A 20,556-nucleotide genomic window follows, 5' to 3' on the forward strand; every position below is an offset into this window, starting at 1 on the left:
GTAGAACTATGTCCCGCGTAGCCAAGAAGCCGATCACCCTGGGTAAGGTTGAACTGAACGTCCAGTCGGACAGCGTCACCGCCAAGGGCCCGAAGGGCACCCTGTCGCTGGCCAAGCCGGCCGGCATTGCCATCAACGTCGACAATGGCGTTGCCACCCTGAGCACCGAGAACGCCGAGCTGGTCGCACTGACCGGCACCGTGCGTGCGATCCTGTCCAACATGGTCAAGGGCGTGTCCGAAGGCTTCGAGCGCAAGCTGGAGCTGGTTGGCGTGGGTTACCGCGCTGCCATGCAGGGCAAGGACCTGAGCCTGTCGCTGGGCTTCTCGCACCCGGTCGTGTTCGTGGCGCCGGAAGGCATCACCATCACCACCCCGACCCAGACCGAGATCCTGGTCCAGGGCGCTGACAAGCAGGTTGTCGGTGAAGTCGCCGCCAAGATCCGTGCGTTCCGCAAGCCGGAGCCGTACAAGGGCAAGGGCGTGAAGTACTCCGACGAAGTCATCATCCGTAAGGAAGCCAAGAAGGCGTAAGTGCGAGTCCCTCGCGAGAGCCCGCACATCCATGTGCGGACTCCTCAGGGAAAAGCCCATCCTTCAGCTTTCAAGGAACAATCAAAATGAACAAGAACATCGCCCGCCTGCGTCGCGCCAAGTCGACCCGCGCCCACATCCGTGAGCTCGGCGTCGCCCGCCTGTCGGTGCTGCGCACCGGCCAGCACCTGTACGCCCAGGTCTTCACCGCTGACGGTTCGAAGGTGCTGGCTGCCGCCAACACCACCCAGACCGACGTCAAGGAAGGCCTGAAGAACGGCAAGAACGCCGATGCCGCTGCCAAGGTTGGCCGCATCGTCGCCGAGCGCGCCAAGGCCGCCGGCGTCGAGAAGGTTGCCTTCGATCGTTCGGGCTACCGCTACCACGGCCGCATCAAGGCCCTGGCAGAAGCCGCCCGCGAAGCCGGCCTGCAGTTCTAAGGGACAAGGGCAGGGGGCCGATGGCCTCCTGCCTGCCTGCTCGCCAGCCTGAGCGAGGCTGGACGGCGCCGCTCTTCTGCAGCGGCCCACCGGAACAACGCGTCACTCCACAACCATAAGCGGCCTCGAGCCGTACATACCCAAACAACCAAGGAATCAACATGGCAGAAGAGCGTCAGCAGCGGGGTCGCGATCGCGACCGTAACCGCGAAGAGAAGATCGACGACGGCATGATCGAAAAGCTGGTCGCGGTCAACCGCGTCAGCAAGACCGTCAAGGGTGGCCGCCAGTTCACCTTCACCGCCCTGACCGTTGTCGGCGACGGCGAAGGCAAGGTCGGTTTCGGTTATGGCAAGGCCCGCGAAGTGCCGGTCGCCATCCAGAAGTCGATGGAGCAGGCCCGCAAGAACCTGGTCAGCGTTGACCTGAACAACGGCACCCTGTGGCACACCATCAAGGATGGTCACGGCGCAGCCCGCGTGTTCATGCAGCCGGCTTCGGAAGGTACCGGCGTGATCGCCGGCGGTGCCATGCGCGCCGTGCTGGAAGCCGTTGGCGTGAAGAACGTGCTGGCCAAGGCCACCGGTTCGCGCAACCCGATCAACCTGGTGCGTGCCACCGTGAAGGGCCTGTCTGCTGCGCAGTCGCCGGCTCGCATCGCGGCCAAGCGCGGTAAGAAGGTGGAGGAACTCAACCATGGCTAATGAGTCCAACAAGACTGTGAAGGTCCGCCTGGTGCGTGGCCTGCGTGGTACCCAGTCGCGTCACCGCCTGTCGGTGCGTGCCCTGGGCCTGAACAAGCTCAACGATGTGCGTGAACTGAAGGACAGCCCGCAGGTACGCGGCCTGATCAATAAGGTTCAGTACCTCGTCCAGGTTGAGGAGTAATCGACCATGACTCTGCGTCTCAATGAACTGAGCCCGGCACCGGGCGCCCGCACCGAGCGCACCCGCGTCGGCCGCGGTATCGGCTCGGGCCTGGGCAAGACTGCCGGCCGCGGCCACAAGGGTTCGTTCGCCCGTAAGGGTGGCGGCAAGATCAAGGCTGGCTTCGAAGGCGGCCAGACCCCCATGCAGCGCCGTCTGCCGAAGATCGGCTTCCGTTCGCCGATCGCCAAGGACACCGCTGAAGTGCTGCTGTACGCGCTGGACAAGCTGCCGGCCGGTGAGATCGATTTCGCCGCCCTGCGTGCTGCCAAGCTGGTCCCGAGCACCGCAAAGAAGGCCAAGGTCGTCGTCAAGGGCGAAGTGACCAAGGCGTTCACCCTGAAGGGTATTGCTGCCACGGCCGGTGCCAAGGCTGCAATCGAAGCTGCCGGCGGCAGCGTAACGGAGTAAGAAAATCATGGCGCAAGCTGGCATCGGTAACCTCGCGGGCGGAATGGGCAAGTTCACTGAACTTCGCCAACGTTTGCTGTTCGTCGTCGGGGCTTTGATCGTCTATCGCATCGGCTGCTACGTGCCGGTGCCGGGCGTCAATCCCGATGCCATGCTTGCCATGATGCAACAGCAGGGCGGCGGCATCGTGGACATGTTCAACATGTTCTCGGGCGGCGCCCTGCACCGTTTCAGCATCTTCGCGCTGAACGTGATGCCGTACATTTCGGCATCGATCGTGATGCAGCTGGCGGTGCACATCTTCCCCGCGCTGAAGGCGATGCAGAAGGAAGGTGAGTCCGGCCGCCGCAAGATCACCCAGTATTCGCGCATCGGCGCCGTGCTGCTGGCGGTGGTGCAGGGCGGCTCGATCGCGCTGGCCCTGCAGGGCCAGGTCTCGCCGTCGGGCGCTCCGGTCGTGTACGCGCCGGGCATGGGCTTCGTGCTCACCGCCGTGGTCGCGCTGACCGCCGGCACCATGTTCCTGATGTGGGTGGGCGAGCAGGTCACCGAGCGTGGCATCGGCAACGGCGTCTCGCTGATCATCTTCGCCGGTATCGTGGCCGGCCTGCCGGGTGCGGTCATCCACACCTTCGACGCCTACCGCGACGGCAACATCCAGTTCATCCAGCTGCTGCTGATCGCCATCGTCGTGCTTGCCTTCACCTTCTTCGTGGTGTTCGTCGAGCGCGGCCAGCGCCGGATCACGGTGAACTACGCGCGCCGCCAGGGCGGTCGCAACGCGTACATGAACCAGACCTCGTTCCTGCCGCTGAAGCTCAACATGGCCGGCGTCATCCCGGCGATCTTCGCCTCGAGCCTGCTGGCCTTCCCGGCCACCCTGGCCATGTGGTCCGGCCAGGCGGCCAACCAGAGCAGCTTCGGCCAGGTGCTGCAGAAGGTTGCCAACGCGCTCGGCCCGGGCGAGCCGCTGCACATGATCGTGTTCGCTGCGCTGATCACCGGCTTTGCGTTCTTCTATACCGCGCTGGTCTTCAACTCGCAGGAAACCGCCGACAACCTGAAGAAGTCGGGCGCGCTGATCCCGGGCATCCGTCCGGGCAAGGCCACCGCCGACTACATCGACGGCGTGCTGACCCGCCTGACCGCCGCCGGTTCGGCGTACCTGGTGATCGTCTGCCTGCTGCCGGAACTGATGCGCACGCAGCTGAACGCCTCGTTCTACTTCGGTGGTACTTCGCTGCTGATCGTGGTGGTGGTGGTGATGGACTTCATCGCCCAGGTGCAGGCGCACCTGATGTCCCACCAGTACGAGAGCCTGCTGAAGAAGGCCAACCTGAAGGGCGGCAACCGCGGCGGTTTTGCCCGCGGCTGATTGAGCTGTTATACTTTCGTCTTCCTGACGTGATGGTCCCTCCGCTTCGCGGACTTCGGCCACACAAACGAAGGGCGGCCCCCGCAGCGGTTCCGGGTGGGGGTGTGATGTGGTGGTCCCGCGCTGGAGTAGCGCGGGCGGCCCCGGGGGAAACCCCAGGTCCAACCCCATCCGGCGCCGGAGCCTGGGCACACTCCCCAGGCCGGGTTCATGAAACCAATGGTTTCACGGGCTTCCATGTAAACCGGAACCTTGTTAGTATCGCTAGTTCACTTTTTTGATCCATCCTGCCGGATTGGCGTGCCCGAGGCGCGCTGTCGGCCATCACTCAGCTGGAGAACCGCGTCATGGCGCGTATTGCAGGCGTCAACCTGCCAGCCCAGAAGCATGTCTGGGTCGGGTTGCAAAGCATTTACGGCATCGGCCGTACCCGTTCGAAGAAGGTCTGCGAAGTCGCAGGCGTTGCTTCGACCACCAAGATCCGCGATCTGTCGGAGCCGGAAATCGAGCGCCTGCGCGCCGAAGTCGGCAAGTACATCGTGGAAGGCGATCTGCGCCGTGAGATCGGCATCGCGATCAAGCGCCTGATGGACCTGGGCTGCTACCGCGGCCTGCGTCACCGTCGTGGTCTCCCGCTGCGTGGCCAGCGCACCCGTACCAACGCCCGCACCCGCAAGGGTCCGCGCAAGGCGATCAAGAAGTAAGGGACTGAGAAATGGCTAAGCCCGCTGCTAAGACCAAGAAGAAGATCAAGCGCGTCGTCACCGACGGCGTCGCCCACGTCCACGCTTCGTTCAACAACACCATCGTCACCATCACCGACCGCCAGGGCAACGCTCTGTCGTGGGCAACCTCCGGTGGCGCTGGCTTCCGCGGTTCGCGCAAGTCGACCCCGTTCGCTGCCCAGGTGGCGGCTGAAAAGGCCGGTCGTGCTGCGCTGGACTACGGCGTGAAGTCGCTGGAAGTCCGCATCAAGGGCCCGGGTCCGGGCCGTGAGTCGGCCGTGCGTTCGTTGAACAACGTCGGCTACAAGATCACCAACATCATCGACGTGACGCCCATCCCGCACAACGGGTGCCGTCCGCCGAAGAAGCGTCGCGTCTAAAGGGAGCGATAAGAAATGGCTCGTTATATCGGTCCTACCTGTAAGCTCGCCCGCCGCGAAGGCGCCGACCTGTCCCTGAAGAGCCCGGCGCGTGCGCTGGACTCCAAGTGCAAGCTGGAGCAGAAGCCCGGCCAGCACGGCGCCACTGCCCGCAAGGGCAAGCTGTCCGACTACGCCACCCAGCTGCGTGAAAAGCAGAAGGTCAAGCGTATCTACGGCCTGCTGGAGCGTCAGTTCCGCAACTACTACAAGAAGGCCTCGACCAAGAAGGGCAACACCGGCGAGAACCTGCTGCAGCTGCTGGAAACCCGCCTGGACAACGTCGTCTACCGCATGGGCTTCGCCGTGACCCGTCCGGCTGCCCGTCAGCTGGTGTCGCACCGCGGCGTCACCGTGAATGGCAAGTCGGTCAACCTGGCCTCGTACCAGGTCAAGGCTGGCGACGCCATCGCTCTGTCCGAAAAGGCTGCCAAGCAGCTGCGCGTCCAGGAAGCCCTGACCGTCGCCGCCCAGCATGACCTGAGCCCGTCGTGGGTTGAAGTGGATTCCGGCAAGTTCACCGGCATCTTCAAGGCTGTTCCGGATCGTTCGGATCTGCCTGCGGACATCAACGAAGCGCTGATCGTCGAGCTGTATTCGAAGTAATTCACATTGGAGAGCCCCCGGCGACGGCCGGGGGTTCACTAGGAGAACCCGCAACATGACGGTTACCGCCAACCAGGTTCTGCGTCCTCGCGGTCCGCAGATCGAACGCCTTACCGACACCCGCGCAAAGGTCGTCATCGAACCTTTGGAGCGGGGTTACGGGCATACGCTGGGCAACGCCCTGCGTCGCGTGCTGCTGTCGTCCATCCCGGGCTTCGCCATCACGGAAGTCGAAATCGACGGCGTGTTGCATGAGTACACCACGGTCGAAGGTCTGCAGGAGGACGTGCTCGAAGTCCTGCTGAACCTGAAGGACGTGGCCATCCGTATGCACTCCGGCGACAGCGCCACCCTGTCCCTGTCCAAGCAGGGCCCGGGCGTTGTCACCGCTGCCGACATCAAGGTCGACCACAATGTGGAGATCCTGAACGGCGACCATGTGATCTGCCACCTGACCAAGGATACGGCGATCAACATGCGTCTGAAGATCGAACGTGGTTTCGGCTACCAGCCGGCGGCCGCGCGTCGTCGTCCGGACGAAGAAACCCGTGCCATCGGCCGCCTGGTCCTGGATGCCTCGTTCTCGCCGGTCCGCCGTGTCGCCTACGCCGTGGAAGCGGCGCGTGTCGAACAGCGCACCGACCTGGACAAGCTGGTCATCGATATCGAGACCAACGGCACCATCGATGCCGAGGAAGCCGTGCGCACCGCCGCCGACATCCTCAGCGACCAGCTGTCGGTGTTCGGTGACTTCACCCACCGCGACCGCGGTGCGGCCAAGCCGGCCAACAACGGCGTGGATCCGGTGCTGCTGCGCCCGATCGACGATCTGGAGCTGACCGTGCGTTCGGCCAACTGCCTGAAGGCTGAAAGCATCTACTACATCGGCGATCTGATCCAGAAGACCGAAGTGGAGCTGCTGAAGACCCCGAACCTGGGCAAGAAGTCGCTCACCGAGATCAAGGAAGTGCTGGCTCAGCGCGGCCTTTCGCTCGGCATGAAGCTGGAGAACTGGCCGCCGGCCGGCGTCGCCAGCCACGGCATGCTGGGCTGATATCGGTAATGCCTGGAGGCTCCACCGCTCGCGGTGGAGCCTTCAACGCAACACACCACGCCACGACGAACCGCAGGTTCGCGGGCAGGTCGTCCAGGACGGGTGACCAGGACCAACCGCAGTCCGCGCAGTAACGCCAGGATGGCGACAACGATCCACACAGCCGCATCATTAACCAAGGAATATCACCATGCGTCACCAGAAGTCTGGCCGTAAGTTCAGCCGCACCAGCGCCCACCGCGAAGCGATGTTCAAGAACATGGCCGCCTCGCTGTTCAAGCACGAGCTGATCAAGACCACCCTGCCGAAGGCCAAGGAACTGCGCCGCGTTGCCGAGCCGCTGATCACCCTGGCCAAGGTCGACTCCGTCGCCAACCGCCGTCTGGCCTTCGCCCGCCTGCGCGACAACGAAGCCGTGGGCAACCTGTTCACCATCCTGGGCCCGCGCTACGCGAACCGTCCGGGCGGCTACCTGCGCCTGCTGAAGTGCGGTTTCCGCGCCGGCGACAACGCACCGATGGCCTACGTCGAGCTGGTTGACCGTCCGGTCGTGGCCGAGGAAGTGGCCGAGTAATCGGACTGCTCCAATGCGACACAGCGAAAGCCCGGCCTCTGCCGGGCTTTTGCATTTCCGGAGCGGAAGTCCGGGGTCGGATCCCGTGCCATGGGCGCGGGATCTGACCCGCACCGTTCCGACAGGCGTCACCTGTGGCGGTTCGAATGGCGCGCGCTCTCGGTTACGCTTGGCGCCTTGATACATTCGAGCGTTGACGATGAATCCACTGCGCTGGCCCTTCCGCGCCCAGTTCTTCCTGGGCTTCCTGATCTGCGCGGGCCTGCTCGGCTACGCGATCTTCCTGCAGCTCAAGATGGGCCTGGAGCCGTGCCCGCTGTGCATCTTCCAGCGCCTGGCTTTTGCCGCGCTGGGCCTGCTGTTCCTGATCGGTGCGCTGCACGGGCCGTCCAACCGTCCCGGCCGCGCCACCTACGGCGTGCTGGCCTTCATCGCGGCGGCCGTCGGCGTGGGCATCGCTGCTCGCCACGTCTACGTGCAGATGCTGCCGCCGGAGATGGGCGCGACCTGTGGCCCGCCGCTGAGCTTCCTGCGCGAGACCATGGGGCCGCTGGAAGTGTTCCGCACGGTACTGACCGGTACCGGCAACTGCGGCAACATCGACTGGACGTTCCTGGGCCTGACCATGCCGATGTGGTCGGGCGTGTGGTTCGTGCTGCTGGCGCTGTGGGCGCTGGTGGCGTCGCTGCGCAAGGTCAAGCGCTGAAGCAAGGCGGGGTCGGAGCCCTTTCCTGCGGAAAGGGATCCGACTCCAGGCACCCTGGCGTCCTCAGAAGTCCTGCTGCAGGCTCAGGTAGGCGCCCCGGCGCGGACCCCACTGCGGGGCGAACACGCCGACGCCACCGCCATCGCGTAGCTGGTAGCTGCGGTCCAGTGCGTTGATCAGGGCGAGTTGCACGTGCAGGGGATGGCCACTGTCGGCGTTGAAGTCATGCCCGGCGCTGAGGTTCACCTGCAGGTAGGACGGCAGTTCGCCGCCGTTGGGCACGCCGTCGGCGTCCGAGCGCAGGCCGCTGCCGAACAGGTAGTTGGCACCGATCCGGTTGTGCCCGGCAAAGGCGTAGCTGAAGCCGCCCGAAGACGTCAGCTTCTGGTCGTGGTCGAGGTGGATCCAGTGGTTGGCCACATAGGCCAGTGCGTCCGGGTCGAGGTTGTACTGGCTGGTGATGACCTGGGTGCCGATCGCCTTGTTGTAGGCCGCGTTGAAGTAGGCGCTGAACGGGCCGTTGCTGTAGTCGGCGCTGAACTCCAGCCCACGGACGTGGCCACGGCGATAGTTGAACGTCGAGTAGATGTAGGCGGCGCCGAACTGACCTTCGTCCTGCAGGCGCGCAACGCGGCGGTCGTAGGCGTCCAGGCCCAGGGTCAGGTGGTCGCCCAGCTGCTGCGAGATGCCGATGTCGTAGTAGTCGCTGCGTTCGGCCAGGGGCGTGTTGTTGCCGCCGCTGGGCTGCTGGTTGGTGGTGCCGTCGTACAGCGCGATGTCGCTGCTGGCAATCAGCTCACTGGCCGGCGGCGTGAAGTAGCGCGCGTAGCCCGCATGCACGGTGGTGCGGTCGCTGGCATTCCAGACCACGCCTGCGCGCGGGCTGAGCTGGCCCTCGGTGCGTCCAAACGCCTTGTAGCGATCGCCGCGCAGCCCGTAGTTGACGGTCCAGTCGTCGCCGATCTTCCACTCGTCCTGTACGTACATCGCCAGCGTGCTGGCGTGGAAGGCGCTGCGGTCTGGAATCAGCAGTGGCGTGGTGCTGGATTGCTGGCCGGCGCCATCGACCGGGAACACCCAGCTGTTGTTGCTGGCGCGCGCATTCTCGTAGTTGCCGTACAGGCCGTAGCGCAGCGTGTGGTCATTGCCCAGCGGGGTGGAGAAGTCGGCCTGCAGCGTGTTGGCGCGGTTGCTGCGCTGCACCTGTGAGGCGACGCCACTGAACACCAGGTCGCCGATGACATCCGGATGGAATGCCACATCGCTGTAGCGCTGGCCGGCCGAGAGCTGATAGGCGGTGCTGCCCAACGTGCCCTGCAGCACCAGCATGCCGAAGCGGGTGGCCTCGCGCTGGGTTTCATCCAGCTGGCTGGAGTCGAAGGCGGTGGTTTCGAGGTAACCGAACTGCGGCGTCTGCCCGGGGTTGACCGGGATCTGGAAGCGATTGTTGGCAAAGCCGGCGAACACGCTCAGGCGCGTGTTCTCGTTGACCAGGTAGGTGAGGTCGGCGAAGGCCTTGCCCTGGTGGGTGTCGTCGTGCTGCGGCTTGCGCGTGCTGGTCGGGTTCTCCAGGCCCACCTCGTTCTGGTCGTAGTTGCCGGTCAGGAACCAGCTCCAGCGCCCCTGGTTGCCCCACCAGGAGGCATTGGGATTGATCTTGCCGAACGCGCCTGCGGTCAGCCCGGCGCTGCCGCCATTGCCAAGCTCGGCGCCGCTGCGGGTGGTGATGTCGACCACCGCTGCCGTGCGTTCGCCGAACTGTGCCGGCAGCGCGCCATCCATCAGGCGGAGGCTCTTGATCGTGCGGGCATCCAGGGTCTGGCCAAAGCCGGAGATCGACTCGGGCAGCAGGACGCCGTTGATGCGGTACTGCAGATTGGCGTGGTCGCCGCGCACGTGCACGCCGCCGTAGGAATCCTGGACCACGCCCGGGGCCTGCAGCAGCACCTGGCTCAGCGGCGCAGAGGCGCCCAGCGGCTGCTTCTGGATGTCCTCGGCGGTGATCTGGTACTGGCTGCTGCCGATGTCCGGCGACAGCGCATTGCGGGCCTGGTCGAGCTGGGCACTGACGGTGACCGTATCCAGGTCCTTGACCGACGGTTTGCCGTCGTCGGGCGCGGCCGCGAACGCGGGCAGGCTGGCCAGGGCCAGGGCGAAGGTGATGCCGGTAGCGAGCAGGGAAGGCTTCATGGCAGGCGGGCTGTGGGAGGGAGCTGTGGAAGGGAGGGCGGGGCGATTGTTACTTCGTAACAGTGCGTGGCGAATCATGCGCCTGTCCGGGAGCCCCCGGCCATGCGGTTTCTGGCTGATCGCGAGAGCCTTTGCCCGGCGTTCAGCCATGTGCATGCGGCGGCCGGGCCTTTGCGGCAGCGGTCGGCTCTGCGACCATGAACGCCTTCTCCCCCCGCCGGAAACCTGCAATGAGCCTGTCCGCCGTTTCGCCTGTTCCCGATCCTGCCGCGACCGCCGTCGGCGCTGCCTGGTCGCCGGAGAGCTGGCGTGGCAAGACCGCGCTGCAGATGCCGACCTACCCCGACCCGGTGGCCTTGGACGCTGCCCTGCACGAGCTGAAGCGGCTGCCACCGCTGGTCACGTCGTGGGAAATCCTGGCACTGAAGCAGCAGCTGGCCGAGGCCCAGGAAGGCAAGCGGTTCCTGCTGCAGGGCGGCGATTGCGCCGAGAACTTCAGCGACTGCGAATCCGGCACGATTTCCAACCGGCTGAAGGTGCTGCTGCAGATGAGCCTGGTCCTGGTGCATGGTCTGCGCCAGCCGGTGATCCGCGTCGGCCGCTTCGCTGGCCAGTACGCCAAGCCGCGTTCGGCCGATACCGAAACCCGCGACGGCGTGACCCTGCCCAGCTACCGCGGCGACGTGATCAATGCGCCGGCGTTCACCGAGGCGGCGCGCCTGCCCGATCCGAAGCGCATGCTGCAGGCGCACGCGCATTCGGCGATGACGATGAACTTCGTGCGCGCGCTGATCGATGGGGGGTTCGCCGATCTGCACCACCCCGAGTACTGGAACCTGGAATGGGTGAGCCATTCGCCGCTGGCCGCCGAATACCAGAAGATGGTGGCGTCCATCGGTGATGCGGTGCACTTCATGGAAACCCTGGCCGGGGCCCGCGTGCACAACCTCAACCGCATCGACTTCTACACCTCGCATGAAGCATTGCTGCTGCCCTACGAGCAGGCGCTGACCCGGCAGGTGCCGCGCCAGCAGGGCTGGTTGAACCTGAGCACGCATTACCCGTGGATCGGCATGCGTACCGCCGCGCTGGAGGGCGCCCACGTGGAGTACCTGCGTGGCGTGCGCAATCCGATTGCAATCAAGGTGGGCCCGTCGGTGTCGCCGGACCAGCTGCTGCGCCTGATCGATGTGCTCAACCCGCATGACGAGCCTGGCCGCCTGAGCTTCATCCATCGCATGGGGGCGGCGCAGATTGCCGAGAAGCTGCCGCCGCTGCTGGATGCGGTCAAGCGCGACGGTCGCCGCGTGCTGTGGGTGTGCGATGCGATGCATGGCAATACCGAGAGCACCGCCAATGGCTTCAAGACGCGCCGCTTCGACAACGTGCGCGGCGAAGTGGAGATGTCGTTCGATCTGCATGCGGCGGCAGGCACGCGCCTGGGCGGTGTGCACCTGGAGCTGACCGGCGAGGACGTGACCGAGTGCACCGGCGGCGCGCGCGAGCTGACCGAGCGTGACCTGGAGCGCGCGTATCGTTCGACGGTGGATCCGCGGTTGAACTACGAGCAGTCGCTGGAGATCGCGATGGCGATCGTGCGCAAGCAGGAGCAGGTGCGGTAAGGGTGTTGCGGCAGGGCTTGCAGCCCTGCACCTGCGGACGCAACGGCAACGGCAACGGCCGAAGCAACGGCAACAGCACTCATTCCGTGGGATGGCGGGGCGGTGTCGGAGTGCGGGGACGCTGCAAGTACGTCCCTGTAAGCTTGGCAGCCGCATCCATGCGGCTGACACCCCGCACTCCGACACCGCCCCACCTTTGACAGATTCCCGCGGCTGTTGGTAGGTGTCGACCTTGGTCGACACGGTAGATCCACGCCATGCGTGGATGCTTTGGGATTCCAATTCGAAATATTCGATTCCGATGGAGATTCATCCACGCACGGCGTGGATCTACTGCAGATCGCGGGAATCTGTCGAAGGCGGAGTGGGTCAGGTTGCGGGAGTGTCCGCGGCATGGATGCCGCGGCCAAGCCCCCATGGATGGGTTTACGGCGTGTCCTGCCTGCCCACACCGCCCCGCCATCCCACGGAATGCCCGCTTCTGCTGTTGCTGTTGCTGTTGCTGTTGCCGGCCAGCGGCCGGCACTACCGCAGGTGCAGGGCTGCACGCCCTGCCGATCAACACCCTGCTTACGAACGACTGACACGGCGCTCATGCGCCATGCGCGACTCTGCCCGTTGGTGTGTTCACGCAGAGGTGGCAAGGGTGCATTGGGAGCGCATGCAGGCCTATGCATGGCCGTTGGGTCTGGCGGTGCTGGTGGGTGGCATCGGCGCCTGGCTGATCCTGTGGATCTATCATCGGCTGAAAGGGCGTGATCGGCGGCGCGCGCGCATCGGTCGCGTGCTTGGATTGCCGATGGCCACCGCATGGCCGCTGTTGCTGTTGATCCCTGCATTGCAGGCCACCCCGCTGCAGGATCCCGTTCTGGGCAACCTGCAACGGGTGCTGCATATCGCGCTGACCGCGTGCTTCATCTGGCTGCTGGTGCGGGCGGTGGCGGCGGGCGAACGGGCCATCCTGCGCAGCCATCCCATCGATGTCTCCGACAACCTGGAAGCGCGCCGCATCCAGACCCAGACCCGGGTACTCAGCCGCGTGCTGATGGGCGGCATCATCGTGCTGGGCGCATCGCTGGTGCTGCTGACGTTCCCGATGGTGCAGAAGATCGGCACCGCATTGCTGGCCTCGGCGGGGCTGATCGGGCTGGTTGCGGGCATCGCCGCCAAGCCGGTGTTCGGCAACCTGATCGCCGGCCTGCAGATCGCAGTGACGCAGCCGATCCGGCTGGATGACGTGGTGATCGTCGAGGGCGAGTGGGGCCGCATCGAGGAGATCGGCAGCAGCTATGTCGTGGTGCGCATCTGGGATGAGCGGCGGATGGTGGTGCCGCTGACCTGGTTCATCGAGAACCCGTTCCAGAACTGGACGCGGCGCAGCGCCGACCTGCTCGGCACCGCGTTCCTGTGGCTGGACTATCGTGCCCCGGTGGCAGCGATCCGTGCAGAGCTGGAGCGCATCTGCCGCGGTGAAGCGCTGTGGGACGGCCGGGTCTGCGTGACCCAGGTGACCGAGACCAGCGAGCGTGCGATCCAGGTCCGCCTGCTGGTCAGCGCGCGCAGCTCCGGCGATGCCTTCGACCTGCGCTGCCTGGTCCGCGAACGCATGCTCGATTTCCTCGCGCGCGAGCATCCGCAGTCGCTGCCGCAGGTGCGTGCGCGGCTGCAGCACGAGGACGAGCAGGACATGCCGCGGGCGCCACGCGCGCGTACCGCCGATGTGCGTTCGCCGGGTGCTGAAGATGGTGAGGCGGCGATCGTGCCGGTAGAGCTGGAGCCCGAACGGTAGCGCCGGTCGCTGGCCGGCGAGCGTGGTTCTGCCGGCCAGCGGCCGGCACTACCGGAAGCAGGATGTCGCGGCGTCACCGGAGCTCACGGCTCGCCGGCGTCGATCAGCGCATCGGTATCGAAGTGCGGAGGACGCCGCGCGCGGGTGCGCTGTTCGTAGGCGTAGGCCATTTCGATCAGCTTCGGCTCGCTCCAGGCCGTGCCCATGAACAGCAGGCCCACCGGCAGGCCGTTGATCTGGCCCATCGGCACGCTGAGGGTGGGATAGCCGGCCACGGCGGCGGCGCTGTAGCTTTCGCCGGGAAAGTCGTCGCCTTCGCTGCGGATCGGCCACGCCACGCCGGTGGTGGGTGCCACCAGCGCGTCCAGCCGGTGGGCGGCAAGGGCCGCATCGATGCCTTCGGGGCCGGCCAGCCGGCGGGCATCGCTGCGTGCGCGGATGTAGGCGGGGTCAGCCAGGCCAGCGGTAGCCTCGGCTTCCACCAGCAGTTCCTGGCCGAACAGGCCCAGTTCCTGCTTGCTGTGCGCCTGGTTGAAGGCGATCAGGTCGGCCACGCTGCGCACGGGGGCATGGTGGGCGCTGAAGTAGCGCTCCAGCCCGGCCTTGAACTCGTACAGCAGCAGCGTGCGCTCGGCCTCGGCCCAGGCGCCCTGGTTGGGCAGCGTCACCGGCACCACGACCGCACCCGCGCGGCGCAGCTCGGTGGTGGCCTGTTCGATCAGCGGTGGCATGCCGCGGTACGTCAGCAGCGGTGTCTGCAGCAGGCCGATGCGCTTGCCGCGCAGGCCCTGTGGATCCAGCCGCGCGGTGTAGTCGTAGACCGCGCGGCCGGGCATGGTCGCCGTGGCCGGGTCGGCATCATCGCGGCCGGCGATCGCGGTCAGCACAGCGGCGGCGTCGGCGACGCTGCGTGTCATCGGCCCGGCGGTGTCCTGGCTGAACGAAATCGGGATGATGCCGTCACGACTGACCAGGCCGACGGTCGGCTTGAGCCCGACGATGCCGTTGATCGCTGCCGGGCAGACGATACTGCCGTCGGTTTCGGTGCCGATCGCCACGCTGGCCAGGTTGGCCGCGACTGCCACCGCGCTGCCGCTGCTGGAGCCACAGGGCGAGTGGCTCAGGCGATAGGGGTTGCGGGTCTGGCCGCCGCGCGCGCTCCAGCCGGAAATCGAATCATTGCCGCGGAAATTGGCCCATTCGCTGAGATTGGTCTTGCCCAGCACCACCGCACCGGCGTCGCGCAGCCGCCGTACCAGGTACGCGTCGTCCGGGCGGAAGCCCTGCAGGGCCAGCGAGCCGGCGCTGGTGGCCATGGGCGCGGCGTTGATGTTGTCCTTCAGCAGCACCGGGATCCCGTGCAGCGGGCCGCGCAGGCGTCCCGCACGGCGCTCGCGGTCGCGTTCGGCGGCGTCCTTCAGGGCATCGGGGTTGAGCTCGATCACCGCGCGCAGGCGGGGTCCGGCGCGATCCAGGGAGGCGATCCGCTGCAGGTAGGCCTGGACCAGGGTGGCGCTGTCCAGCTCGCCGGCGGTCATCTGCGCCTGCAGGTCGGCGACATCGGTTTCAGCGTAGGGGAACGGCACGTTGCGGCTCGCGGGTTCGGCCGCATGCGCGCTGGACGCGGCCGGGCTGCAGCCAGCCGAAAGCAGCGCAGGCAGCGCGGCAAGCAGGCAGGTCAGCAGAGGCGGCAAGGACGGGCGCATGGGGCGGCTTGGTCGGCTCCAATCCCCAGTGTAGCCGGTGCTCAGCGGTGGCGCTTGCGCAGGTCGCGGGCGAGGACGTAGACCACGATCAGGTTGATCGCCAGGATCGTCCACGATGGCCAGCCGGGATGGCGGATGATCGCGAAGATGTCGAAAGGCAGGTACAGGGAGGCGGTCAGGCAGCCCAGCCAGGAGGCCCAGGCCTTGGCCCGCCACAGGCCCCAGGCTTCGACCAGGTGCAGCAGGCCGTAGCCGATCATCCCCGCCGCGGCCAGATGGACCGCGTCGGGGCTGATCATGTGCAGCAGCGAGGGCAGGGTGCCATGGTCCGGATCCAGGCTGAAACGCCGGATCAGGACCATGATGCCGTGCCGCAGCGGTTGCGGTCCGAGCACTTCCAGCCCGGTCGCGGCCAACAGCGCCAGCATCGCCTTGCTCGCTTCGAGCAGGGCGATGACGTGCAGACCCGGATGCCGGTGCGGATCCGGGTTGTAGCCGCTCGGGTTCACGGGTGCTGGCTCAGCCGCCGCGCGAAGCCTTCTTGCGGTCGCTTTCGGTCAGGAACTTCTTGCGCAGGCGGATCTCCTTCGGGGTGATCTCGACCAGCTCGTCGTCTTCGATGAAGTCCAGCGCCTGTTCCAGCGAGTACTTGATCGCCGGGGTCAGCTGGATCGCATCGTCCTTGCCCGAAGCGCGCATGTTGGTCAGCGGCTTGGTCTTGATCGCGTTGACGGTCAGGTCGTTGTCCTTGGAGTGGATGCCGACCAGCTGGCCTTCATACACGTTGTCGCCTTCGGCAGCGAAGAGCTTGCCGCGCTCCTGCAGCGGACCCAGCGAGTAGGCGGGGGTGACGCCCGGCGCATTGGCGATCATCACGCCGTTGATGCGCTTGGCGATCGCGCCCTGTTCCTTCGGACCGTAATGGTCGAACACGTGGAACAGCAGGCCCGAGCCCTGGGTCAGGGTCTTGAACTCGTTCTGGAAACCGATCAGGCCACGGGCCGGGATCTGGTACTCCAGGCGCACACGGCCCTTGCCGTCCGGCTCCATGTTCTTCAGCTGGCCCTTGCGGGTGCCGAGCTTTTCCATCACGCCGCCCTGGTGCACTTCCTCGATGTCGACCACCAGCTGCTCGATCGGCTCCATCATCTGGCCGTCGATTTCCTTGATGATCACTTCCGGGCGCGACACGGCCAGCTCATAACCTTCACGGCGCATGTTCTCGATCAGCACCGACAGGTGCAGTTCGCCGCGGCCGGAGACCAGGAACTTGTCGGCGTCTTCCAGCTGCTCCACCTTCAGGGCCACGTTGTGGACCTGTTCGCGGTCCAGGCGGTCCTTGATCTGGCGGCTGGTCAGGAACTTGCCACCGGACAGGTCCTTGTTGCCGGCGAACGGCGAGTTGTTGACCTGGAAGGTCATCGAGATGGTCGGCTCGTCGACGGTCAGCGCCGGCAGGGCTTCGGGGGTGTCCGGGTGGCACAGGGTGTCGGAGATGGTCAGCTCCGGAATGCCGGAGATGGCCACGATGTCACCGGCTTCGGCGGTGTCCTGCTCGATGCGCTCCAGTCCCAGGAAGCCCAGCACCTGGGCGACCTTGCCGTTGCGCTTCTTGCCTTCACGGTCGATGACGGCGACCTGCATGTTCTTCTTCAGGGTGCCGCGCTGGATGCGGCCGATGCCGATCACGCCCACGAAGTTGTTGTAGTCCAGCTGGCTGATGCGCATCTGGAACGGGCCTTCCGGGTCCACTTCCGGACGCGGGGCGTGCTGCATGATCGCTTCGTACAGCGGGGTCATGTCGCCGTCGCGCACGGTGTCTTCCAGGCCGGCGTAGCCGTTCAGGGCCGAGGCGTAGACGATCGGGAAGTCCAGCTGCTCATTGGTGGCGCCGAGCTTGTCGAACAGGTCGAAGACCTGGTCGATCACCCATTCCGGACGGGCGCCCGGACGGTCGATCTTGTTGACCACGACGATCGGCTTGAAGCCCATCGCGAAGGCCTTCTGGGTCACGAAGCGGGTCTGCGGCATCGGGCCGTCCATCGCATCGACCAGGATCAGCACGGTGTCGACCATCGACAGCACGCGCTCGACCTCACCGCCGAAGTCGGCGTGGCCGGGGGTATCGACGATGTTGATCCGGTTCTTGATGCCGGTCTTCTTGTCTTCCCAGGTGATGGCCGTGTTCTTGGCCAGGATGGTGATGCCGCGTTCCTTTTCCTGGTCGTTGCTGTCCATCACGCGCTCGGCGAGGACGGTACGCTCGGACAGGGTGCCGGACTGCTTCAGCAGCTGGTCGACCAGGGTGGTCTTGCCATGGTCGACGTGGGCGACGATGGCGATGTTGCGAAGATTTTCGATGGACATACGAAAGGGGGCCAGTCGGCGCCGGATTTGGAAAAAGAAGTCCAACATTATACGTCGAACTTGACGATTCGCGAAAAGGTGGATTTCACGCCGGTCCCGGGCGCCATTCAGGTGGCTGTCCAGCGCCCCGGCCGAGGCTGCCAGGACGGCGGGCGGCGCTGCCCGTCCGGTGGCTGAAGCCGGCGTCTCCACCGATGGTCGAAGCCGCCGCCGCCACGAGGCAGGTGTAAACTAGGGGGCTAGACGCATTCCCCTTTGCATCAAGGATCTTCATGTCCCTCATCGCCACTTTCGACACCACCCAGGGCCCGATCAAGGTCGAGCTGTTCGCCGACAAGGCGCCGCTGACCGTGGCCAACTTCGTGAACCTGGTCAAGCACGGCTTCTATGACGGCCTGATCTTCCACCGCGTGATCGCCGACTTCATGATCCAGGGCGGCTGCCCGCAGGGCCGTGGCACCGGCGGCCCGGGCTACAAGTTCGAAGACGAGAAGAATGGCGTGAAGCACGAGGTCGGCTCGCTGTCGATGGCCAACGCCGGCCCGAACACCAACGGCAGCCAGTTCTTCATCACCCACATCAAGACCGATTGGCTGGACGGCCGCCACACCGTCTTCGGCAAGGTCCTGGAAGGCCAGGCCATCGTCGATTCGGTCAAGCAGGGCGACGTGATCCATTCGATCACCCTGGAAGGCGACGTCGACGCCGTGCTGGCCGCCCAGGCCGAGCGCGTGGCGGAGTGGAACAAGCACCTCGCCGCCTGATCCCCCTTCGAAACGGCCACCCACGGGTGGCCGTTTCCCTGTTCCCCGCCGCCCGCCCGGCCTTCATGGCCACGCCCGCGGCGTCCCATCAAACGCTTGCAAGCAAGAGGAAACCCCCATGAAAGCACCCGTTCGTGTTGCCGTGACCGGCGCCGCCGGCCAGATCGGTTATGCCCTGCTGTTCCGCATCGCCTCCGGCGAAATGCTGGGCAAGGACCAGCCGGTCATCCTGCAGCTGCTGGAACTGCCGGTCGACAAGGCCCAGGCCGCCCTGAAGGGCGTGATGATGGAGCTGGAAGACTGCGCCTTCCCGCTGCTGGCCGGCATGATCGGCACCGACGACGCTGAAGTCGCGTTCAAGGACGCCGACATCGCCCTGCTGGTGGGTGCACGTCCGCGCGGCCCGGGCATGGAGCGCAAGGACCTGCTGCTGGAAAACGCCAAGATCTTCACCGCCCAGGGCGCGGCGCTGAACAAGGTCGCCAGCCGTGACGTGAAGGTGCTGGTGGTCGGCAACCCGGCCAACACCAACGCCTACATCGCGATGAAGTCGGCCCCGGACCTGAAGCCGGAAAACTTCACCGCCATGCTGCGCCTGGACCACAACCGCGCGCTGAGCCAGCTGTCGGCCAAGCTCGGCAAGCCGGTCGGTGGCATGGAGAAGCTGGTCGTGTGGGGCAACCACAGCCCGACCATGTACCCGGACTACCGTTTCGCCACCGCCGATGGTGTGTCGATCGCCGATGCGATCAACGACCAGGAGTGGAACGCCAACACCTTCATCCCGACCGTCGGCAAGCGCGGCGCGGCGATCATCGAAGCCCGCGGCTCGTCCTCGGCCGCTTCGGCCGCCAACGCTGCCATCGACCACGTGCGTGACTGGGTGCTGGGCAGCAACGGCAAGTGGGTCACCATGGGCGTGCCGTCCGACGGTTCCTACGGCATTCCGGAAGGCGTGATCTTCGGCTTCGCGGTCACCACCGAGAACGGCAAGTACACCCTGGTCAAGGATCTGCCGATCGACGACTTCAGCCAGAAGTACATCGACAAGACCCTGGCCGAGCTGGAAGAAGAGCGCGCCGGCGTCGCCCACCTGCTGGGCTGATGCAGGCGGTACCGGCTCCGGCCGGTACGTCTTCCATCGAGGTCGGTACCCAGAGAACGGGGAAGCTTCGGCTTCCCCGTTTGCGTCTGGACGGATACGGAACGGCATGATCCACCTGCACTACATCGACGACGCACTGCTGGTGGCCGAGAAGCCGGCCGGCCTGCTGTCCGTGCCCGGCCGCAGTGCCGAGAACCAGGACTGCGTGGTGGCGCGCCTGCAGGTGCTGTACCCGGATGCATTGACCGTGCATCGCCTGGATCAGGTGACGTCCGGCCTGCTGCTGCATGCGCGCGGCAAGGCGATGCAGGCAGCGCTGTCGATGCAGTTCGAGCAGCGCCAGGTCGGCAAGCGGTATGAAGCGATGGTGCAGGGGCTGCTCGAGGGTGATGCCGGCGCAGTGGACCTGCCGTTGATCGTGGACTGGCCGAACCGGCCGAAGCAGAGGGTCGATCACGAATGCGGGAAGCCGGCGCTGACACGCTGGCGCGTACTGGATCGCGATGCTGAGGCGCAGCGCACCCGCGTGGCGCTGGAGCCGGTCACCGGCCGCAGCCATCAGCTGCGCCTGCACATGGCCAGCCTCGGCCATCCCATCGTCGGTGACGTGCTGTACGGCGCCGCCCCGGCGCAACGCGTGCACCTGCATGCGCGCAGCCTGCGGTTCATTCATCCGGTGACGGGCGAGGCGCTTGCGTTCGAGTCCGCGGCTCCGTTCTAGGGGTTCGGCAGGGCTGCGCCCTGCACCCGCGGTAGTGCCGGCCGCTGGCCGGCAACCTCAGAAGCAACAGCCGAAGCAACAGCCGAAGCAACAGCGGGCATTCCGTGGGATGCGGGGCACTGTGGGTTTGCGGGGACGCCGTAAACCCATCCATGGGGGCTTGGTCGCGGCATCCGTGCCGCTCACACCCCGCAAACCCACAGTGCCCCGCCTTCGACAGTTGGCCGGCGGCCAGTAGCAACTGTCTTGTCAGGGGCAGCCGAGGGCCACCTCGGCGTCCCGCTTACGGGCGTTTAGGATCACCAGCATTTTGCGCATGACCGCCACGAGCGCCACCTTGCTCGCTTTGCCCTTGGCCTTCAGACCAGCGTAAAACGCGCGCAGTCTTGGCTCGTACCGGATGGCCGTCAGGGCCGCCATGTAAAGGGCTTCGCGTACCACCGCGCGCCCACCACTGATCCGCCGTTGGCCCTGCCAGGTGCCACTTTCGCGGTTCATCGGGGCCAGCCCCACCAGCGACGC

General features: G+C 66.0%; 22 protein-coding genes. 17 read left to right on the forward strand and 5 right to left on the reverse strand.

What is annotated here, in order from left to right:
• The first annotated feature begins 8 nt into the window (after window positions 1-8).
• The 12 genes from rplF (at window position 9) to BLS66_RS08555 (ending at window position 7,770) form a co-directional block, all read left to right on the forward strand.
• A complete protein-coding gene (gene rplF, locus BLS66_RS08500) occupies window positions 9-533 on the forward strand; it encodes a 50S ribosomal protein L6 (protein ID WP_014646052.1) in 525 nt (174 codons plus the stop codon).
• 80 nt (window positions 534-613) lie between these two features.
• A complete protein-coding gene (gene rplR, locus BLS66_RS08505; RefSeq protein WP_169411773.1) occupies window positions 614-973 on the forward strand; it encodes a 50S ribosomal protein L18 in 360 nt (119 codons plus the stop codon).
• A 161-nt stretch (window positions 974-1,134) separates the two neighbouring features.
• Entirely contained in the window at window positions 1,135-1,677 is a 543-nt protein-coding gene (rpsE, locus tag BLS66_RS08510; RefSeq protein WP_005408213.1) for a 30S ribosomal protein S5, read from the forward strand.
• Window positions 1,670-1,861 (forward strand): 50S ribosomal protein L30, encoded by a 192-nt coding sequence (rpmD, locus tag BLS66_RS08515; RefSeq protein ID WP_005408214.1) that lies wholly within the window; start codon window positions 1,670-1,672, stop codon window positions 1,859-1,861. Before rpsE ends, rpmD begins: the two co-directional genes overlap by 8 nt.
• 6 nt (window positions 1,862-1,867) lie before the next feature.
• Window positions 1,868-2,311 carry a 50S ribosomal protein L15 gene (rplO, locus tag BLS66_RS08520; protein ID WP_004154498.1) on the forward strand — a complete coding sequence of 148 codons (444 nt, stop codon included), beginning with the start codon at window positions 1,868-1,870 and terminating at the stop codon, window positions 2,309-2,311.
• A gap of 7 nt (window positions 2,312-2,318) precedes the next feature.
• Window positions 2,319-3,686, forward strand: coding sequence for a preprotein translocase subunit SecY (secY, locus tag BLS66_RS08525; protein ID WP_005415420.1), 1,368 nt, complete (start codon window positions 2,319-2,321; stop codon window positions 3,684-3,686).
• Between the two features lie 347 nt (window positions 3,687-4,033).
• Entirely contained in the window at window positions 4,034-4,390 is a 357-nt protein-coding gene (gene rpsM, locus BLS66_RS08530) for a 30S ribosomal protein S13 (RefSeq protein WP_004154500.1), read from the forward strand.
• Window positions 4,391-4,401: 11 nt separating this feature from the next.
• Window positions 4,402-4,791: a 30S ribosomal protein S11 gene (gene rpsK / locus BLS66_RS08535; RefSeq protein WP_004145443.1), complete on the forward strand. Its 390-nt coding sequence runs from the start codon at window positions 4,402-4,404 to the stop codon at window positions 4,789-4,791.
• 15 nt (window positions 4,792-4,806) lie between these two features.
• The gene (gene rpsD, locus BLS66_RS08540; RefSeq protein ID WP_004145446.1) at window positions 4,807-5,436 is read left to right on the forward strand and encodes a 30S ribosomal protein S4; all 630 of its coding nucleotides are present in this window, start codon (window positions 4,807-4,809) and stop codon (window positions 5,434-5,436) included.
• A 55-nt stretch (window positions 5,437-5,491) separates the two neighbouring features.
• Window positions 5,492-6,490 (forward strand): DNA-directed RNA polymerase subunit alpha, encoded by a 999-nt coding sequence (locus BLS66_RS08545; RefSeq protein ID WP_005408216.1) that lies wholly within the window; start codon window positions 5,492-5,494, stop codon window positions 6,488-6,490.
• Between the two features lie 190 nt (window positions 6,491-6,680).
• Window positions 6,681-7,064 carry a 50S ribosomal protein L17 gene (rplQ, locus tag BLS66_RS08550; protein ID WP_005408217.1) on the forward strand — a complete coding sequence of 128 codons (384 nt, stop codon included), beginning with the start codon at window positions 6,681-6,683 and terminating at the stop codon, window positions 7,062-7,064.
• Window positions 7,065-7,263: 199 nt separating this feature from the next.
• Window positions 7,264-7,770: a disulfide bond formation protein B gene (locus tag BLS66_RS08555; protein WP_049470440.1), complete on the forward strand. Its 507-nt coding sequence runs from the start codon at window positions 7,264-7,266 to the stop codon at window positions 7,768-7,770.
• A 63-nt stretch (window positions 7,771-7,833) separates the two neighbouring features.
• Here the strand turns inward: BLS66_RS08555 and BLS66_RS08560 are convergent, their stop codons facing one another.
• Window positions 7,834-9,960 carry a TonB-dependent receptor gene (locus BLS66_RS08560; RefSeq protein WP_074725627.1) on the reverse strand — a complete coding sequence of 709 codons (2,127 nt, stop codon included), beginning with the start codon at window positions 9,958-9,960 and terminating at the stop codon, window positions 7,834-7,836.
• A 230-nt stretch (window positions 9,961-10,190) separates the two neighbouring features.
• Here BLS66_RS08560 and BLS66_RS08565 point away from each other — a divergent pair, with 230 nt between their 5' ends.
• Both BLS66_RS08565 and BLS66_RS08570 read left to right on the forward strand, forming a co-directional pair.
• Window positions 10,191-11,582: a class II 3-deoxy-7-phosphoheptulonate synthase gene (locus BLS66_RS08565; protein ID WP_057494608.1), complete on the forward strand. Its 1,392-nt coding sequence runs from the start codon at window positions 10,191-10,193 to the stop codon at window positions 11,580-11,582.
• A 661-nt stretch (window positions 11,583-12,243) separates the two neighbouring features.
• Complete coding sequence (locus BLS66_RS08570) at window positions 12,244-13,371, forward strand: mechanosensitive ion channel family protein (RefSeq protein WP_176422010.1); 1,128 nt, start codon at window positions 12,244-12,246, stop codon at window positions 13,369-13,371.
• A gap of 83 nt (window positions 13,372-13,454) precedes the next feature.
• Here BLS66_RS08570 and BLS66_RS08575 read toward each other — a convergent pair whose 3' ends face one another.
• From BLS66_RS08575 to typA, 3 genes are read right to left on the reverse strand one after another with little or no spacing between them, the layout of a single operon-like run.
• Entirely contained in the window at window positions 13,455-15,077 is a 1,623-nt protein-coding gene (locus BLS66_RS08575; protein ID WP_074725628.1) for an amidase, read from the reverse strand.
• A gap of 41 nt (window positions 15,078-15,118) precedes the next feature.
• The gene (locus BLS66_RS08580) at window positions 15,119-15,586 is read right to left on the reverse strand and encodes a DUF2127 domain-containing protein (protein WP_049467554.1); all 468 of its coding nucleotides are present in this window, start codon (window positions 15,584-15,586) and stop codon (window positions 15,119-15,121) included.
• Between the two features lie 10 nt (window positions 15,587-15,596).
• On the reverse strand, window positions 15,597-17,444 hold the full coding sequence (gene typA / locus BLS66_RS08585; protein ID WP_049467556.1) for a translational GTPase TypA: 1,848 nt from the start codon (window positions 17,442-17,444) through the stop codon (window positions 15,597-15,599).
• A gap of 272 nt (window positions 17,445-17,716) precedes the next feature.
• Between typA and BLS66_RS08590 the strand changes: the two genes are divergently transcribed.
• The 3 genes from BLS66_RS08590 (at window position 17,717) to BLS66_RS08600 (ending at window position 20,034) form a co-directional block, all read left to right on the forward strand.
• Window positions 17,717-18,208, forward strand: coding sequence for a peptidylprolyl isomerase (locus tag BLS66_RS08590; RefSeq protein ID WP_004153629.1), 492 nt, complete (start codon window positions 17,717-17,719; stop codon window positions 18,206-18,208).
• A 118-nt stretch (window positions 18,209-18,326) separates the two neighbouring features.
• The gene (locus BLS66_RS08595; RefSeq protein WP_074725629.1) at window positions 18,327-19,313 is read left to right on the forward strand and encodes a malate dehydrogenase; all 987 of its coding nucleotides are present in this window, start codon (window positions 18,327-18,329) and stop codon (window positions 19,311-19,313) included.
• Window positions 19,314-19,419: 106 nt separating this feature from the next.
• Complete coding sequence (locus BLS66_RS08600; protein ID WP_074725630.1) at window positions 19,420-20,034, forward strand: RluA family pseudouridine synthase; 615 nt, start codon at window positions 19,420-19,422, stop codon at window positions 20,032-20,034.
• 249 nt (window positions 20,035-20,283) lie between these two features.
• On the opposite strand, the gene BLS66_RS08605 is transcribed toward BLS66_RS08600, so the two are convergent.
• Window positions 20,284-20,556, reverse strand: a 273-nt coding sequence (locus tag BLS66_RS08605) for a transposase (protein ID WP_143025141.1), incomplete at its 5' end; no start/stop codon positions are given.

It is taken from the genome of Stenotrophomonas pavanii, from assembly GCF_900101175.1.
Classification (GTDB): Bacteria; Pseudomonadota; Gammaproteobacteria; order Xanthomonadales; family Xanthomonadaceae; genus Stenotrophomonas; species Stenotrophomonas pavanii.

Excerpts from the sequence above, each read along its gene's own strand:
- rplF (WP_014646052.1), top strand. The coding sequence starts at position 9 with ATGTCCCGCGTAGCCAAGAAGCCGATCACCCTGGGTAAGGTTGAACTG.
- rpsE (WP_005408213.1), top strand. The coding sequence starts at position 1,135 with ATGGCAGAAGAGCGTCAGCAGCGGGGTCGCGATCGCGACCGTAACCGC.
- rpmD (WP_005408214.1), top strand. The coding sequence starts at position 1,670 with ATGGCTAATGAGTCCAACAAGACTGTGAAGGTCCGCCTGGTGCGTGGC.
- rplO (WP_004154498.1), top strand. The coding sequence starts at position 1,868 with ATGACTCTGCGTCTCAATGAACTGAGCCCGGCACCGGGCGCCCGCACC.
- secY (WP_005415420.1), top strand. The coding sequence starts at position 2,319 with ATGGCGCAAGCTGGCATCGGTAACCTCGCGGGCGGAATGGGCAAGTTC.
- rpsM (WP_004154500.1), top strand. The coding sequence starts at position 4,034 with ATGGCGCGTATTGCAGGCGTCAACCTGCCAGCCCAGAAGCATGTCTGG.
- rpsK (WP_004145443.1), top strand. The coding sequence starts at position 4,402 with ATGGCTAAGCCCGCTGCTAAGACCAAGAAGAAGATCAAGCGCGTCGTC.
- rpsD (WP_004145446.1), top strand. The coding sequence starts at position 4,807 with ATGGCTCGTTATATCGGTCCTACCTGTAAGCTCGCCCGCCGCGAAGGC.
- BLS66_RS08545 (WP_005408216.1), top strand. The coding sequence starts at position 5,492 with ATGACGGTTACCGCCAACCAGGTTCTGCGTCCTCGCGGTCCGCAGATC.
- rplQ (WP_005408217.1), top strand. The coding sequence starts at position 6,681 with ATGCGTCACCAGAAGTCTGGCCGTAAGTTCAGCCGCACCAGCGCCCAC.
- BLS66_RS08555 (WP_049470440.1), top strand. The coding sequence starts at position 7,264 with ATGAATCCACTGCGCTGGCCCTTCCGCGCCCAGTTCTTCCTGGGCTTC.
- BLS66_RS08560 (WP_074725627.1), bottom strand. The coding sequence starts at position 9,960 with ATGAAGCCTTCCCTGCTCGCTACCGGCATCACCTTCGCCCTGGCCCTG.
- BLS66_RS08565 (WP_057494608.1), top strand. The coding sequence starts at position 10,191 with ATGAGCCTGTCCGCCGTTTCGCCTGTTCCCGATCCTGCCGCGACCGCC.
- BLS66_RS08570 (WP_176422010.1), top strand. The coding sequence starts at position 12,244 with ATGCAGGCCTATGCATGGCCGTTGGGTCTGGCGGTGCTGGTGGGTGGC.
- BLS66_RS08575 (WP_074725628.1), bottom strand. The coding sequence starts at position 15,077 with ATGCGCCCGTCCTTGCCGCCTCTGCTGACCTGCCTGCTTGCCGCGCTG.
- typA (WP_049467556.1), bottom strand. The coding sequence starts at position 17,444 with ATGTCCATCGAAAATCTTCGCAACATCGCCATCGTCGCCCACGTCGAC.
- BLS66_RS08590 (WP_004153629.1), top strand. The coding sequence starts at position 17,717 with ATGTCCCTCATCGCCACTTTCGACACCACCCAGGGCCCGATCAAGGTC.
- BLS66_RS08595 (WP_074725629.1), top strand. The coding sequence starts at position 18,327 with ATGAAAGCACCCGTTCGTGTTGCCGTGACCGGCGCCGCCGGCCAGATC.
- BLS66_RS08600 (WP_074725630.1), top strand. The coding sequence starts at position 19,420 with ATGATCCACCTGCACTACATCGACGACGCACTGCTGGTGGCCGAGAAG.